This is a genomic window from Acidiphilium acidophilum (assembly GCF_033842475.1).
Taxonomy (GTDB): Bacteria; Pseudomonadota; Alphaproteobacteria; order Acetobacterales; family Acetobacteraceae; genus Acidiphilium; species Acidiphilium acidophilum.
Window position 1 is genome coordinate 3,025,231 of record NZ_JAWXYB010000018.1, and the last position, 14,936, is coordinate 3,040,166.

At 64.5% G+C, this 14,936-nt stretch carries 14 protein-coding genes; 5 read left to right on the forward strand and 9 right to left on the reverse strand.

Annotation, left to right across the window (positions count from 1 at the left end):
• Positions 1-477, reverse strand: coding sequence for a siroheme synthase (locus tag SIL87_RS17045; RefSeq protein WP_319615341.1), 477 nt, complete (start codon positions 475-477; stop codon positions 1-3).
• A gap of 147 nt (positions 478-624) precedes the next feature.
• On the opposite strand from SIL87_RS17045, the gene SIL87_RS17050 reads away from it, so the two are divergent.
• The 3 genes from SIL87_RS17050 (at position 625) to SIL87_RS17060 (ending at position 1,835) form a co-directional block, all read left to right on the forward strand.
• On the forward strand, positions 625-1,104 hold the full coding sequence (locus SIL87_RS17050; RefSeq protein ID WP_319615342.1) for an Lrp/AsnC family transcriptional regulator: 480 nt from the start codon (positions 625-627) through the stop codon (positions 1,102-1,104).
• 61 nt (positions 1,105-1,165) lie between these two features.
• Entirely contained in the window at positions 1,166-1,633 is a 468-nt protein-coding gene (locus SIL87_RS17055) for an SDR family NAD(P)-dependent oxidoreductase (protein ID WP_319615343.1), read from the forward strand.
• Positions 1,545-1,835 (forward strand): hypothetical protein, encoded by a 291-nt coding sequence (locus tag SIL87_RS17060; protein ID WP_319616025.1) that lies wholly within the window; start codon positions 1,545-1,547, stop codon positions 1,833-1,835. The genes SIL87_RS17055 and SIL87_RS17060 overlap by 89 nt, the downstream gene beginning before the upstream one ends.
• A 193-nt stretch (positions 1,836-2,028) precedes the next feature.
• Here SIL87_RS17060 and SIL87_RS17065 read toward each other — a convergent pair whose 3' ends face one another.
• The 8 genes from SIL87_RS17065 to SIL87_RS17100 all read right to left on the reverse strand — a co-directional run bounded on the left by SIL87_RS17065 (position 2,029) and on the right by SIL87_RS17100 (position 11,564).
• Positions 2,029-3,966 carry a sigma-54-dependent Fis family transcriptional regulator gene (locus tag SIL87_RS17065; protein WP_319615344.1) on the reverse strand — a complete coding sequence of 646 codons (1,938 nt, stop codon included), beginning with the start codon at positions 3,964-3,966 and terminating at the stop codon, positions 2,029-2,031.
• A gap of 36 nt (positions 3,967-4,002) precedes the next feature.
• The gene (groEL, locus tag SIL87_RS17070; RefSeq protein WP_319615345.1) at positions 4,003-5,634 is read right to left on the reverse strand and encodes a chaperonin GroEL; all 1,632 of its coding nucleotides are present in this window, start codon (positions 5,632-5,634) and stop codon (positions 4,003-4,005) included.
• 112 nt (positions 5,635-5,746) lie between these two features.
• A complete protein-coding gene (locus tag SIL87_RS17075; protein WP_319615346.1) occupies positions 5,747-6,112 on the reverse strand; it encodes an MmoB/DmpM family protein in 366 nt (121 codons plus the stop codon).
• A 15-nt stretch (positions 6,113-6,127) separates the two neighbouring features.
• Complete coding sequence (locus SIL87_RS17080; protein WP_319615347.1) at positions 6,128-7,210, reverse strand: aromatic/alkene monooxygenase hydroxylase subunit beta; 1,083 nt, start codon at positions 7,208-7,210, stop codon at positions 6,128-6,130.
• A 26-nt stretch (positions 7,211-7,236) separates the two neighbouring features.
• Positions 7,237-8,277, reverse strand: coding sequence for an NADH:ubiquinone reductase (Na(+)-transporting) subunit F (locus SIL87_RS17085; RefSeq protein WP_319615348.1), 1,041 nt, complete (start codon positions 8,275-8,277; stop codon positions 7,237-7,239).
• A gap of 75 nt (positions 8,278-8,352) precedes the next feature.
• On the reverse strand, positions 8,353-10,023 hold the full coding sequence (locus tag SIL87_RS17090; RefSeq protein WP_319615349.1) for an aromatic/alkene/methane monooxygenase hydroxylase/oxygenase subunit alpha: 1,671 nt from the start codon (positions 10,021-10,023) through the stop codon (positions 8,353-8,355).
• A gap of 261 nt (positions 10,024-10,284) precedes the next feature.
• Complete coding sequence (locus tag SIL87_RS17095) at positions 10,285-10,464, reverse strand: hypothetical protein (protein ID WP_319615350.1); 180 nt, start codon at positions 10,462-10,464, stop codon at positions 10,285-10,287.
• Positions 10,461-11,564, reverse strand: a complete 1,104-nt coding sequence (locus SIL87_RS17100; RefSeq protein WP_319615352.1) for a WD40 repeat domain-containing protein — start codon at positions 11,562-11,564, stop codon at positions 10,461-10,463. The genes SIL87_RS17095 and SIL87_RS17100 overlap by 4 nt, the downstream gene beginning before the upstream one ends.
• Positions 11,565-11,815: 251 nt before the next feature.
• Here SIL87_RS17100 and SIL87_RS17105 point away from each other — a divergent pair, with 251 nt between their 5' ends.
• Positions 11,816-13,711 carry a sigma-54-dependent Fis family transcriptional regulator gene (locus SIL87_RS17105; protein WP_319615353.1) on the forward strand — a complete coding sequence of 632 codons (1,896 nt, stop codon included), beginning with the start codon at positions 11,816-11,818 and terminating at the stop codon, positions 13,709-13,711.
• A gap of 176 nt (positions 13,712-13,887) precedes the next feature.
• Positions 13,888-14,931 carry an NAD(P)-dependent alcohol dehydrogenase gene (locus SIL87_RS17110; RefSeq protein WP_319615354.1) on the forward strand — a complete coding sequence of 348 codons (1,044 nt, stop codon included), beginning with the start codon at positions 13,888-13,890 and terminating at the stop codon, positions 14,929-14,931.
• Positions 14,932-14,936: the final 5 nt, after the last annotated feature.

Below are 14,936 nucleotides of genomic sequence, written 5' to 3' on the forward strand. Positions count from 1 at the left end.
TCAGCCTCGGGATTGTGGTGTGGTGAAATCGCAGACCCGGTCGCACAGCCAGTTCCGCTCGGAGGCGAGGGTCGCGATGCGTTTGGCGGCTTCCGGCATCGTGACCCCCTCGCGCCGCCAGCCTTCCCGGAGCGCGCCGATCTCGGCGACGCGCCCGGCCCATTCCGGCCCGTAGCGCAATTCGAGATTCCGCCGGATCACGCCGGCCAGGCCGGGGGCGCGGCAGTTGGTGGAAATGGTGAGCAGCAGATCGCCGACCCACAGCACGTGCAGCGCCGCCAGATCATCGGGTCCGGGCATGGCGCGGCGCAACGCGGCACCGGCTTCAACAACGGCCTCATCATCCGGCGCATCGGAAAACAGCAGCGCATCGGCGGCCCCGCCAGCCCGCAGGGCGCGAAACCGGCGCAGCGCCAGAGGGCCGTTACCGGCAACCGCGAGGCGGACAAAACGAGGATCGAGCGCAATCGGGATCATGTCATCTCCTGGGCAAAACATAGCGGGACAGGCGGGCGTATGAAATCCCATTCTCCCCGTAGGCCCAAAAACGCCATAAATAAGATTGATTTTCCAATCTCGACGTCGCAAGGAGAAAATAAGCTTCCATACCGGAGTTTTCACGCCATGTCAGAGTTACCGGCCACTCCACCCTTGATGCTCGACAAGATCGACCGTGGCATCCTGCGGCTGATCGCGCATGATTCCACCACTCCCCTCGCAGCCATCGCAAGCGAGGTCGGCCTGTCGGCGACGCCGTGCTGGAAGCGGATCAAACGCATGGAGGAAGCGGGCGTCATCACCGCGCGGGTGGCGCTGCTTTCGCCCGCACGCCTCGGCTACCCGGTCTCGGTGTTCGCCTCGATCGAAACCGCCGATCATTCGGAAGACTGGATCAGCCGGTTCGCCGGCGTGGTCGCCGCCATGCCGGAAATCGTCGGCGCCTGGCGGATGAGCGGCGATGTCGATTACCTGTTGCATATCATGGTGCCGGATATTCCGGCTTATGATGCGTTCTATCGCCGCCTGATCGCGGCGATTCCGTTACGAAACGTCTCGTCGCGCTTCGCGATGGAGCGGATGAAGGCGAGCCCGCCGCCGATTTGACAGCACACGGCGCGGTTCGAATAAAGCAGGGCCCTTCGCGATCCGACCGAGGTGAACCTTCATGGCCCCGAACCCCGCATGCCGCCGCCCTGCCGGCCGATGCGCCCTCGTCACCGGTGGCGCCACCGGTATCGGGCGCGCCATCGCGGAACGGTTCGCGGCGGAGGGAGCGGGTGTGACCATCACCCACCTGCCGGATGGCGGGGATGCCGCCGCCGTGTTCGCCGCGCTGCGGGCGATCAATCCGGAAGGGCCGCATGCGGCGGAGCCCGCCGATGTCACCGATCACAAAGCCATATTCCGATGGGCCGCGCCGCCGAGGCCGCGGAAATCGCCGCCGTGGCCGCGTTTCTGGCCTCGTCCTCATCCAGAACGGCATAGATCGCGGGCATTGATGGGCGCTCGGCGATCGCGAGGGCTTCTGGCAGCCGGAATCCTGTGTGACGTTCCCGCGCCCGATGATGGATGCCGCTTTCGGCGGCCTGCGACTTGGCGCTCACCTGATGGCGCACCGGACCGCATCGCATAAAGATGATCGGGTTATGCCCGTCCTTTCCGGCGACAAGCTCAAAGCTTGCGGCGGACAGATGATGGCACTCATCGACGACAAGATAGCCGCAATTGGCAACGATATCATCAACCTCGCTTCTGCGAACCAGGCTCTGGATCAGCCCGACGTCGATGACACCGGTGGGTTTGCGGATCTATCACGGTTTGTCAGTTATTTTTAATAGCACCACATTTCGTTTGTCCGTTCAAAAAACCGCGGCATTTCAGGACTTTTTCACGCGCGTGAAGGGCACAGTGTCGGTCGGGTCAGAGTCTGTTCGTGGGTGACATGATATGATTATTTTATAATTGTGAGTCAGGCTCTCACCGACTTATGGAACCACTGTCAATTCGGCCCCCCCCCACTCAATACCGTCACTCAGTGCTTTTACGCATACGCGTCAATCTCCGATGCAGGGTGCTGCGCGAGATTCCGAGCCGGCGCGATGCTACCGAAAGATTACCGCCTGTCTCGCGGATCGCGGTGTCGATGGCATTCTGTTCGAGGTTCGCCAACAACGCGGATGGCGCGGCCGATCCCGAGGGCCAGGGTCGACCGCAGGGGAAGTCCTCGATCGTGACCGCGCCGCTCCCGGTGAGCAGCAGGCATTCGACCAGATTGCGCAATTCGCGCACATTGCCGGGCCAGTCGTGGGATTTGAGCCGGTCGAGCGCCGCGATCGGAAAGATGCGCGGTGCCACACCGTGGCGGGCGGCAAGGGTCCGGTTGAAATAGGCGAGCAGGTCCGCAATGTCGTCGAGCCGGTCGCGCAGCGGCGGAACCGTGATCGAGGCGACATCGATGCGGTAGAACAGGTCGCGGCGGAACCGCCCGGCGGCGACTTCGGCCTTCATGTCGCGATTGGTGATCGCGATCAGCCGGACCGAAACCCTGCGCGGCGTGGTATCGCCAAGCCGGTAGATCACGCCTTCCTCAAGCGCGCGCAGCAGCATCGGCTGCAATTCGAGCGGCAGTTCGCCGATTTCATCGAGGCAGAGCGTACCACCATCGGCGAGTTCGAACCGTCCGGGCCGGCCCTCGGTCGTCGCGCCGGTGAAGGCGCCTTTCACATGGCCGAAGAGTTCCGCCCCGATCAGGTCCTTCGAGGTGGCACCGCAGTTGAACACGACGAAGGGTGCCGAGAAATCGAGGCTGCCGTGCATCGCCCGCGCGAGCAATTCCTTGCCGACACCGGTTTCACCCTGAATGAGCACCGGAACGCGGTGGCGGGCGAGTTGCGTGGCCCGCCGGATGGTTTCCGCCATCACCGTGCTCGACCCGATGATATGATGAAACAGGCTGCGGCTGGCATCGGCTTCCGAACCGGCGGGCAGGGCAGCGGTTTTCGCCGGGCGGTTGCGGGCCGGCAGCACGACCATCGCGCCGACGGTGCGGTCGTCGAGAATGACCGGATGAAACGCGCCATCGGCGCGCAAGGGTTCGGGCATCCGGTCGAACCAGCGCTCCACCGGCTGTTCGGGGTTGAACCCCGCGACGGTCTCGCCAACCCCGATCAAGCCACCCTTGCCGTTGGAATAGATGATCCGCCCGGTCCGGTCGATCACGAGCAGCTCCGAATTGCCAATGGTCGGCATACGTTCCAGGCAGCGTTCCAGCAGCCGCATCCGCTCTCGCCCGATCCGCTCGGCAAGCGCGGTCTCGATCTGCCGCGCCGTCGCCACCGCGAGGGAAAGATTGCCTCGCTGATAGGTCGAGGGCGGGCCGGAAATATCCACAATGCCCAGTATCCGCCCGCTACCCGGCTCGCGCACCGGGGCGGCGGCACAGGTCCAGCTTTTGATTCCCTCGCAGAAATGCTCACTCGCATGCACCTGCGCCGGCTGGCCGGTGGCGAGCGCGGTGCCGATGCCGTTGGTGCCGATCACATCCTCCCGCCAGTGGCCGCCCGCGACCAGGTGAATCCGTTCGCCCTGCCCGAGCGTGCGATGATCGCCCACCGCCTCCAGCACCACACCGTCCGGGTCGGTCAGCAGCATCATGCAGTTGGCACCCGCGAACACCTCCGCGATGCGGTGGAACAGATCGCGCGAGGCCGCGATCAGATCCCGGTTGCGATGGCGCAACGCAAGGATCGTATCGCCGCGCGCCGCGATGGGCGCTTCCCGGCCGCTCGGGTTGACGCCACGTGCCAGGCTGCGCTGCCAGGACGAGATGACGACGTTGCCGAGCGGGATCGCCGCCTCCGGCTCGCCGGTCAGAAACCGCTCCCACGCCCACATCGTCTGCCGATCCGGCAGTGCCTCGCCGCAGGCGATCGGGTCAGCCGCCTGCGCCGTGTCGTGCTCGCCCATTTCGATGATCCGCCGGTTCGGCAAATTTACCCCCGATCATGCCCTCCCGAGCAATTCCGCGCCACCGCCCAGCGCCGGACCCGATGTCGGGTCGTGATACTCCGGCCGGTCGGCAATCAAGGTATGCGTGGTCAAGATCAACGATGCCACCGAAACCGCGTTGCGCAGGGCGCTGATGCTGACCAGCACCGGGTCGATGATCCCGGCGGCCTCCATCGCCACCATCGTGCCGGTGCGGGCATCGAGACCGGTGCCCTGAATGGAGCCGATCACCCGCGCGACCATGTCCTCGCCGTTGAAACCGCTATTGGTGGCGATCGCGGCGAGCGGGGCGGTCAGGGCATCGCGCAGCAGCAGCGCCCCGGCCCGCGCGCCGTTCAGCAGTTTTGCGTTGGTGGTGAGCGTTGGTGAAATCTGGGCGAGTGCCGTGCCGCCACCGGCCACCACCCCCTCGGCGATCGCGGCACGAGCGGCGGCGAGCGCATCCTCGATCAGTTGGGCGTGGCGTTTCTGGGCCACCGGCGTCGCCCCGCCGGCCATGATCGTCGCGGTGCCGCCCGATAGTTTCGCAAGACGCTGCTCCAGCTTGTCGCGATCGATGTCGTTCGGTGCCAGTTCAAGCTGCCGCCGCACCTGCACCCGCCTTGCCGCGATGGCCGCGGCATCGCCGCCGCCGCCGGAAATCAACGTCATGTTGGCGCCGACCCGCACCTGTCGCGCGCTGCCGAGATCGGTGCGGGTGGCGTTCGCGATGGTCCCGCCCAGATCCCGCGCGATCACCCGGCCACCGGTGATGATCGCGATATCCTCGAGCATCGCCTTGCGCCAATGGCCGTATTCCGGCGGATGGATCGCGGCGACCGGCACGCCCCCGGCCCGATCTGCCAGGAGCGCCACCACCGCCGCCGGGGCGACTTCCTCGGCAATCACCAGCAACGGCTGGTTGCTTGCCCCCACGATGGCGCGGATCTGCTCGATCTCGGCTGGGGTGGTGATCTTCAAATCGGTCATCAGGATCAACGGATCGTCGAGCACCGCCTGCATCCGCTCCACATCCGTGACCATATGATGCGAAATATAGCCCCGGTCGAAGCCCATGCCGTCCACCACATCGAGCAGGGTCGCGACGGTGGCGCTGTTCTCGACCGTCACGATGCCCTGCGGCCCCGCCCGCTCGATCGCCTCGGCCACCAGCGCGCCGGTGGCGGCATCGTTGGCGGCGATGGTCGCGACCGCGCGCATCTCGGCGGCATCGCGCAGCGGCCGTGCCCGGGCGCGCAGCGCCGCGATCACCTCCTCTGCCGCCGCCTCGATCCCGGCGACCAGCTCGACCGCATTATCCCCTGCCGCCATCCGCGCCAGACCTTTCTGGACCAGGGCATCGGCCAGCACGGTCGCGGTGGTGGTGCCATCGCCGGCTTCCAGATTGGTCTGGGCCGAGACCTCGCGCAAAATCTGCGCCCCCATATTCTCGAACTTGCAGGGCAGATCGATTTCGGCGGCGATCGAAACCCCGTCGCGCGAGACCAGCGGCGTGCCGATCGGCCGATCGATGATCGCGTTCATGCCGCGCGGCCCCATCGTGCCGCGCACGGCACGGGCCAGTTGCGCGACACCGCGCCCGAGGGCGGCGCGTGCTTCATCGTCGTGCAGCATCATCTTGGCCATGGTTTCCTCATTATTATTGTTCAGCAATCGCTTGTATTTTGAAAAAAACAAGCAAAACACTTTCTTGATTCAGCCAGATGCCCGTTGGACGCGCGGGCACCGGGCTGAACGATCACCGGTATTCGATATACTGCATCGCCTCATCCATGTCGCCGAACAACACCACCGTGTTGTCGTCGACCATGACCATCCGCCCATAATGGGTCGAGGTCGAGATCTCGAACAGATAAGGGGTCATCGTGCGGCCGAGCGCTTCGGAAATCTCGTCCATCCTGAACGTGATCTTGCCCTCACCGTCGATCCGGATCAGGGCGGGCTGATAGGTCACGGTAATACCGGATTTCTCCGCCATCACATCGGCGATCGCGCGGGCTTCGACACTGTCGTTCATCGTCACGCCGCACTGGTGCGAAATGGTCTCCTCGAACTGCACGTCCTTCATCGATTTGAAGATCGTCGCGGTATGGGCCTGTGCCATGTCTATCTGTCCTTGTTATTGATCGAGCGTGGAACGAACGTCGAAACCAATCTCGGCGGCAATCGCGCGCACCCGGTCTTTGGCCACACCGAGCGCTTCGGGGAACTGCGCCACCTTCACGCGCGGCTGCGACCAGATCGGCTGCAGATGATGCGCGGCATCCAGCGCGAGCGCGCCGTGCTTGTGCATCCAGGTACCGAACAGGCGGCGATTATGTTCGCCATGCTCCTGATCGAGCACCAGGATATGGAACAGCTCGACCGCATTGGCGAGGTTGCGCTCATAGTCGCCCTCCGCCGCCGAGACCACCGCCGGGGTCATGAAATCGTTCTGCGCCGCCGCCATCTGCATGATGAAGCCGCTGCGGAACAACTCGGCGACCAGGGGTTCGAACACGATATTGGTCGCGAAATACTGTTCCAGATAATCCTCCGCCCCCATGATCGCCTCGACCGCATGGCGGGTCGCCTGCCAGATCGGGTCTTCGAGCCAATGGATCTTGCCGGCATCAAGGTCGATGCCATCGGTATCGAGCGCGATTTCGCCGAGATACAGCGTGATGTCCTGCGCGAACCGCAGCTTGTAGGATGAATTGGTCAGGATCGCGTTGTTGATCATCTGGGTGTAGCCGTAGCGCTGCGCCTGCATGGTCGCGGTGCCGAGGCCGAATTCGGCGTGCTTGTAGGCGCCGAGATGATCGGACAGAATCTTGAGCCAGGCGCGATCGAATCGCTTGGGCGCGCCGGAACGCCGGCCGTTCTCGATCAGGTTGCTGATCATGCCGACGATGGTGGACTGGCGCTGATAATGGGTGCGCTCCCATTCCTGATCGATCGCGCGGAACTGATGCCAGTTGGAGGATTTGGCGTGGGTCCAGCGCTTGTCATAGGTCGGCGTGCCGTCGGCGAAGTTGATGATCCAGTCCTGCAGGAGATACCGCTCCGGGTCGGGCTGGACATCGACGGTCATGTCCTCGTAGTGGCTCGCCTTGCGGCCCTTGGGCGTGAAATAATTGTATTTCCGGCTGTCCGAGCCTGCGAAAGTCGCAGAGCCCGCAGCTCCCGACCGGTGTGGCGACAGGCCTTCAGTAACGCTCATGGTTTCGCTCCTCGTTTATGATTGGTTCAACGGACGGCAGTGGTGAACTTGTCGAAAAAGATATGATCGGGCTCGACCCCGGCCATTTGCAGGACCGGCAGGACCGCATCGATCATCGGGGGCGGGCCGCAAGAATAGGCATCGATCTCGCCGTCGAGCCCCTCGCTGCGCAGATGGCGCGCCACCACCTCGTGAATGAAGCCGCGTTCGCCGGTCCACCCCTTGCCATCCGTGGCGTGCGAAAGCGCCGGAATGAATTTGAAGTCCGGCAGCGAGACTTCGAGTTTGGCGAATTCATCGCGGTAGAACAGATCGGCCTCGGTGCGGGCACCATAGAAAAACCGCACCGCCCGATGCTCGCCCGAGGCTAGGTGATCCTGCAGGATCGACCATAACGGCGACATGCCCGACCCGCCGCCGATCAGCAGCATCGGACCGGGTCGATCCTCGCGCCGGAAGCACGTACCGTAAGGACCTTTCAGCTTCACCCGGTCCCCCGGTTGCAGCGCGGTATCGAGTGCTGCGGAAAACGCCCCATCGGGATATTTCCGGATGATGAACGCCAGACGATGCGGCTCGCCCGGCGGATTGGCCATCGAAAACGAGCGCGTCACGCTGCCGTCGGGCAACGTGATATCGACGTACTGGCCCGCCCAGAACTTCATCGGCTCCACGATATCGAGCTCCAGCCGGCGGATATCATGGGTCAGGTGCACCACCCCGGTCACCGTCGCATCGAACGACTTCACCGGGATCGAACGGCGCAGCAGGTCTTCGTCGTAATTCAGCAACTCGATCGCGAGATCGCTATAGGCGTGGGTCTTGCACAGCAGGATATGACCGGACTCCCGTTCGTAATCGGGCAGCGCGAAGGTCGAATACTTGAGCAGTTCGATATCGCCGTCGAGCAGCAACGACTTGCAGGACGAGCATTGCCCTTCCTTGCAGCCATGCATCACCGAAATGCCCTGGCGGAAGGCCGCGTCGAGCACGGTCTCGCCTTCCTCGACCTCCATGTCGATGCCGACCGGTTCGAACCGGACCTTGTGCGTGGTCATTACAGTCATGACGTTTCCCGTTGGTTTCATCGTTCGGAACAGAACCGCCGGGCAACGCGACGATGCCCGGCGGGAAGCGCGCCGTCAGTTCAGCGGGTTGATCGTGAAGCCTTTGCGGTATTCCGCCGCGGCCGCCGCCTTGCCTTCCGGCGAAAGCTTCCGGAAGTTGATCAGCGGGCTGCCGAGCGTGTGACCCCGCACGTCATCGAGGGTCCACATCTTGCTGTCCTCGAAATGCAGATGCGGTTGCGGTACCAGGGTCTTGCCGTCGTTGCGCACGAAGCCGAGATCCGTGATCGCATCCGCGAGATCCCAGCCATCATAGCAGGTCTCCCACTCGCGCCGGCCGCTGAAACGGCCCATCGCCGGTGTCGGCCGGCCTTCGTATTCGGCGGCGAAGGCGACCTTATGGGTCCAGCGGCACGTCTCCGAGCAGTAGGTGTAGGTCTGCCCATCGACCTCATCGTAGCAGAAATCCTCGCGGATCAGGCAGGGGACCATGCAGGACCAGCACCGGTGCGGATAGACGTAGCCGGTATCGGTGTTGAACAGCATGTTGGTCTCACCGCGATGGCTGAGCTTTTCGTACCATTTCCAGTAATTGCCGAACTCGGCGTACCAGCCTGGATATTTATGCTCGAACCATTCGAAGTCCCGCTCGGTCTGCGCTTCGATCCTCCAGAAATTGACCGGCCAGCCGACGGAAAAGAACTGCGCCGTGTAGTGGACGTAGTTTTTCTTGACGATCCGGTCCCACGCCGCCGCGACATCGTCGTGATGGATCTTGATGCCGTATTTTTCGAGCGGCAGCATGTAGGTGCGGTAGTAATCCTCGTAGATCCAGCGATGCCACAATTCGGCATAGCTTTCCTTGTTCCTGTCGCGATCGGTCGTGCCGTATTCGACGAAGGTACCGATTGCGGCATCGACGATCGCGTGGTTCTGCCAGAACGCATATTTGATATCGCGTTCGAGCAGCAGATGATTGTCGGGATCGTTGATCAGCGACATCAGCAGCGAATGGCCGTTGCCGATATGGCGGCTCTCATCGGATTGCACCGACAGGAACACTGTCGGCAGCGCATAGTCGCCGTTGCGCGCGGCTTCCGAGGGCATCGCGACGAACAGCGTGTTGGTGAAGGCGGTTTCGGCGACGACGGTGAGGTAGATATTGGCCGCGGTGATCGCATCGCCGGTGACGAAGCCTTCGGCGAACTGTCGCCCGATGGTCGAGGCATAGCATTTGCCGAACGCGGCTTCGGTGATGTCGAATCCCGCCGGGTCGATGTAGTTTTCCATGTACCATTTCTTCAGGTTCATCTGGATCGTGGAATGGCGGAACTCATCGACCATCTGCATGGCAAAGCCGGTGCGCAGTTCCTCGCCGGGGGCGAGCCGTCCCACCATCGCCATCGAGCGCGCCGCCGAAATTTCGGGGAACGGGATGATCGCGAGGAACAGCTTCATCCACTCGACCCAGCGGGGCTGGACGTTGCGGAACATGTCGCCGCGCAGCGCCGCATCGAGCGCGCCGTAAACCCGGTTGTCCTTTTCCTCCTGCATCGGGAAATAGGAGCGCAGCACCTGTTTCATCGGATCGCGCGGGGTCTTTTTGATTTTGTAGTCGGTCGGGAAGGTCATCGCCTCCTGAACATAACTCGGCGTCCAGCCGAGATCGGCGACCCGGCGGGTGGCATCGGTGATGCTCATTCCCTTCTGGGCAGTGATTTTGTTGAGCGTCAGGCTATCAGGCATCTTGGTGGTCTCCTGTCATCTGGTGTGCCGAACTACAGTGTTCGATCTGAAGATCTCGCATGAAAACTCTATTGAAAGCCGACGGAGCCGATCGGTATGACTGACCGCGATCCGTCATAATCGGCATTGCAACTTCGGTGCCAGCGTGCGCGATCGGAGAAACTGGCCGAATCTGGTGCATGATATTGTATTCGAGTTCCGTCATCTGTCGCATCACGCGACAGACAGGCGGGACGATTGTCGCAGTCTGCGACACCGGGTTCATCGCGCGTCGCCCGGTTCGGTGCGGTGATCGGCGAAGCTCTTGCCTTCGGCGATCCAGCGGGCTGCGAGCACCAGCGCGCCCATGGCAAAATCCTTGCCATGGTCCGCGATCATGTGTTCCGCAATCGCGCCGATCTCACGAAAATACCGGTCTTTCGAGGCGTCTTCGTCGCTCATTGTCTTTCTCCGGTGCGGAACAGGGCGGCAGGCAGGATCACGGTGCCGGCCTCGCCATCGCTGGCTGCAAAGGCGAGTGCTTCCCCGTCCGGCGCGAACCCCAGCGCGACCGGCGCGGCCCCGGCCTCGCGCACCACGATCGTGTCGCCGAGGCGCGGATGCCGCAGCACGATCCGCCCGGCCCGATCGGCGCATGCCACCAGCGGTATGCGCGGATGGCAGGCGATCGGGGCGCGGCACTCTTCGGCGTGACGGCCCGCCGGCACCGGGTGAGGGTCCTCCCCGGCACGCCAGATGTGCAACCCCGCCGAGGATGCCATGACGAGCGCGCCGCAGGCACTGAACGCGAGCGCCTCGACACGGTCATCCCCCTTCAGCATGATCCAGACCTCCTCGGTGCGGCGGCGCACCGCGACGACCGGCCCCGCAGCGGCGGCAACCATGCTGCCGTCATGGCTCCAGCACAGGAGGCGGCAGGCACCGGACAACTCGCGGCGCGGGGCCACGCGAATGGCACAGGCCTCGAGCGAGACCCCACCCTCATAGCCTCCCGCCAGATGCAGGCCCGAGGGATCGAACGCCAGCGCGGTGACGGGACCGGGCAGAGCGAGGCGCTTCCGATCAGGTCCGACCCGGTCGACCTGCCGGCCCGCGGCAAAAGCCCGCCGCCCGCCACGTCCCGCCGCCACCACCCCGATCCGCCGTCGAACCCGCTCGGCGAGCAGGGTGATCTCGCCCCCCGCCAGCCGCAGGCATTTTCCATCCGCGCCGCCCGAAACCACGCCGCCCACCGGATCGGGCGCCAATGCCAGTACCGGCCCCCGATGCGCCCCGGTGATCATGGGCGGTGGCGGCGGCGCCGCACTCGGCACGATCGCGAGGCCCCCGCCAGGCCGGGGAGCCAGATGCGGCGCCCCCGGCCAGTGCGCTGCCATCATCACGACAGCGCCATCCGCCAGCCCGAAACATGCAAGGTCGCCATCCCAGGCCAGGGCGTTGATCGCTGCGTTGAATACGAAGCTGACCCCGAGCAGATCGTGCAATGGCGGTGCGGTGCGTGCGGCGGCAATATCCATGCTCAACCAGTAAGCAAGCGCCATGCCAGCCCGGCATGCCGGGATACGCGGCCCAATATTGTCGATTTTGCAATGCAGCATGATGCCCGACTGTTGGCGATGGCAACAACAACTGAACTTGATCGATCCGATTATGAACAATTCACGGAGCCGCCGCCGAATTTTCTATGAATTCCGGGCGTGCCGTTCTAATCAGGCTGAAACCGGCACCCGATCGCCGAAACGGCCCGCCAGAGTGCCGTGCTCCAGAATGGTGCTCGAAGGAGGGGATATCCATGATGCTCGACGACCAGCGTATCGTCCAGGCACGGGTTGCGCTCGAATCCAACGGCCTCGTCGTCGCGGACCTGCTCTCCGACGACATCCACTCGTCCTGGCGACGCTGTCTGGAGGCCGGGCTTGACCCGGTGAAGTCGCCGCGGATCGAAAATGTCGGCGCCGCCCGGCTGCGCGAGGCTCGCGAGCAACGCGCGATGGTCCATCGCCTCGCCATCGCGGAAATGCAGGCGCTGTATCACCAGATCGCCGGCAGTAATTTCATGGTCGCCCTCGCGGCGCCCGATGGGCTGCTGCTCGATGCGATCGCCGATCCCAGCTTCGCCCACGAGGCGAGCGCCGCCGCGATCGAACCCGGCACGGTGTGGGACGAACGCCATTGCGGCACCAATGCGCTGGGGACCACGATCGCGACCGGTCGGCCCCAGAGCATTCATGCCGGCGAGCATTTCTTTCGCCGGCATGAGGGAATCACCTGTGTCGCAGCGCCGGTATTCGGGCCCGATGGCAACCTCGCCTGCGTGCTCGATGCCTCGTCGGACTGCCGTTCGCGCCAGAGCCACACCCGTGCCCTGGTGGGCATGGCCGCAACCCAGATCGAAAATCTGCTGCTGCGCGAAACCCATGCGCGTCATGTCATCGTCTCGTTCCACAGCCGGCGCGAATACCTCGCCACGCTGAGTGCCGGCATCATGGTGATTTCGGACTCCGGCCGGGTGATCGCGGCCAACCGGCAGGCGCGGTTCCTGCTTGCCGGGCTACCCGTGGTCATGGGCCGCCAGTTCGAGGAGATTTTCCGCACCGGGTTCGGCGTGGTGCGCGACGCCGCTGCCAAGGGGGCGGTCGTCACCATGGAAGACGGGGTCGGCAGCGTGTATTTCGCGGTTGCCGAAAGCCCGGCGCGCGCCGAACCGCGCGTCTTGAACGCGCGAGCCTTATCGCCGCCATCCGGCCCGCCGGGGTTCGTGGCGCCGGGGTTCGTGGCGCCGGGGTTCGTGGTGCCGGAGTTCGTGGCGGAGGATGAGCGGGTCGCCCGTGGGGTAGGGCTCGCGGTCACCGCGGCGCGGCGCGGCCTGCCGATTCTCATCCGGGGGGCGACCGGCACGGGCAAGGAGTTGCTGGCCCGCCACGCCCATGACGCAAGTGGCCGGCGCGGGGCCTTCGTGCCGGTGAACTGCGCGGCCCTCGCCGAAACCCTGATCGAGGCCGAGTTGTTCGGCTACGCCGATGGCGCGTTCACCGGGGCACGGCGCGGCGGCGCGGCCGGGCTGGTCGCCGAGGCCGATGGCGGCACCCTGTTCCTCGACGAGATCGGCGACATGAAACGCCCGCTCCAGGCCGTGCTGCTCCGCCTGCTCGACGACTGGACGATCCGGCCGATCGGCAGTGGCAGGAGCCGCATCGTCGATGTGCTGATGATCGCCGCGACCAACGCCGATCTTGCGCGCGCGGTGAGCGAGGGCGGGTTCCGGGCCGATCTGCTCTACCGGTTGAACGCCGCCGAAATCCTCCTGCCGCCGCTCGACGAACGCGGCGATTTCGTACTGATCGCCCGCCATCTGCTCGCCCGCTTCGCGCCCGGCACATCTATCACCGATGCCGCCCTCGCGGACCTGCGCGGGCGCACATGGAGGGGCAATATCCGCGAGTTGAAGAACATCCTGCTGCGGTTGGCCCTCGTTGCGGCCGATGCCGCCATCGACATCGGCACGATCGAGGCTGCGCTCGGCGCGACGGCTTCGCCCGAACCATCCGCCGCGCCGCATGATCTGAGGGATGTGGTCAAGGCGCAAATCCGGGCGGCCTACCGCGATAACGGCGGGAATATCAGCGCCACCGCCCGCAATCTCGGGGTGTCGCGCAACACGGTCTATCGCGGTCTCGCGGATCACTGACCCCGTGCTGTTCAGCAACGGCGCAAATGTCCCCGACGCTGTTGCACTATTGAACGCCGACGCCCGGAAGACGCGCGCGCAACCGCCACGCAGCGCCGCAGCCGCATTTGGCACGAACCATGCAAGCCTCCGCAGCGGGCACGCGACGTGCCGATCGAGGAAGCGGGGAAACCAATATGAAAGCGGCTGTCCTACACGCCTACGACGAATCGCTGAACAATCCCGTCTACGTGACGTATGAGGACGTCGCGGACCCGGAGATCGAAGGGGCCAACGACGTGATCGTGCGGATCGGCGGGGCAGGGGTCTGCCGCACCGATCTTCACGTGATCGAGGGGATCTGGCGCTCGAAAGTCGATCTCGCGCTGCCGCATATCCTCGGCCATGAAAATGCCGGCTGGATCGAGGAGGTAGGGCCCGGCGTCACCCATCTCAAGCCGGGCGATGCGGTGATCTGCCACCCGCTGATCACGTCGGGCCATTGCCTCGCCTGCCGGCGCGGCGATGACATGCACGCCGAGGAGAGCGAGTTTCCGGGCATCAACGTCAATGGCGGCTACGCGCAATATCTGCGAACCGGCGCACGCTCGATCATCAAGCTGCCGGGCGATCTCGCACCCAAGGATGTCGCCCCGCACACCGATGCCGGGCTGACCGCTTATCGCGCCGCGAAGAAGGCCTCGCGCCATCTGCTGCCCGGCGAGTTCGCGGTGGTGATCGGCGCGGGCGGCCTCGGGCATATCGGCATCCAGGTGCTGCGCGCCCTGTGCGCCGCCCGGATCATCATCGTCGATCGCGCCGAGATGGCCCTGAAGCTCGCCGAGGAATGTGGTGCCGATTTCGCGGTCAAGGCCGATGGGTCGGAAGTCGATGAGGTCTTGCGGATCACCCATGGCAAAGGTGCCGAGGCCGTGATCGATTTTGTCGGCGAGGGCGATGCCGTGGCCAAGGGGCTCGCCATGACCCGCAACGCCGGTTTCTATTACATCGTCGGCTATGGCGGGAAAATCGATATCCCGACCATCGACATGATCACCTCGGAAAAGACCATCGTCGGCAATCTGGTCGGCACCTACGCCGAGCTGATCGAGCTCATGGCGCTGGCCGATCAGGGCAAGGTGACCCTGGCGACCCGGGAATACCGGCTGGAGGACGCCAATACCGCCCTGCACGACCTTCACCACGGCAAGGTGCGCGGGCGCGCCGTGCTGATCCCCTGATACGC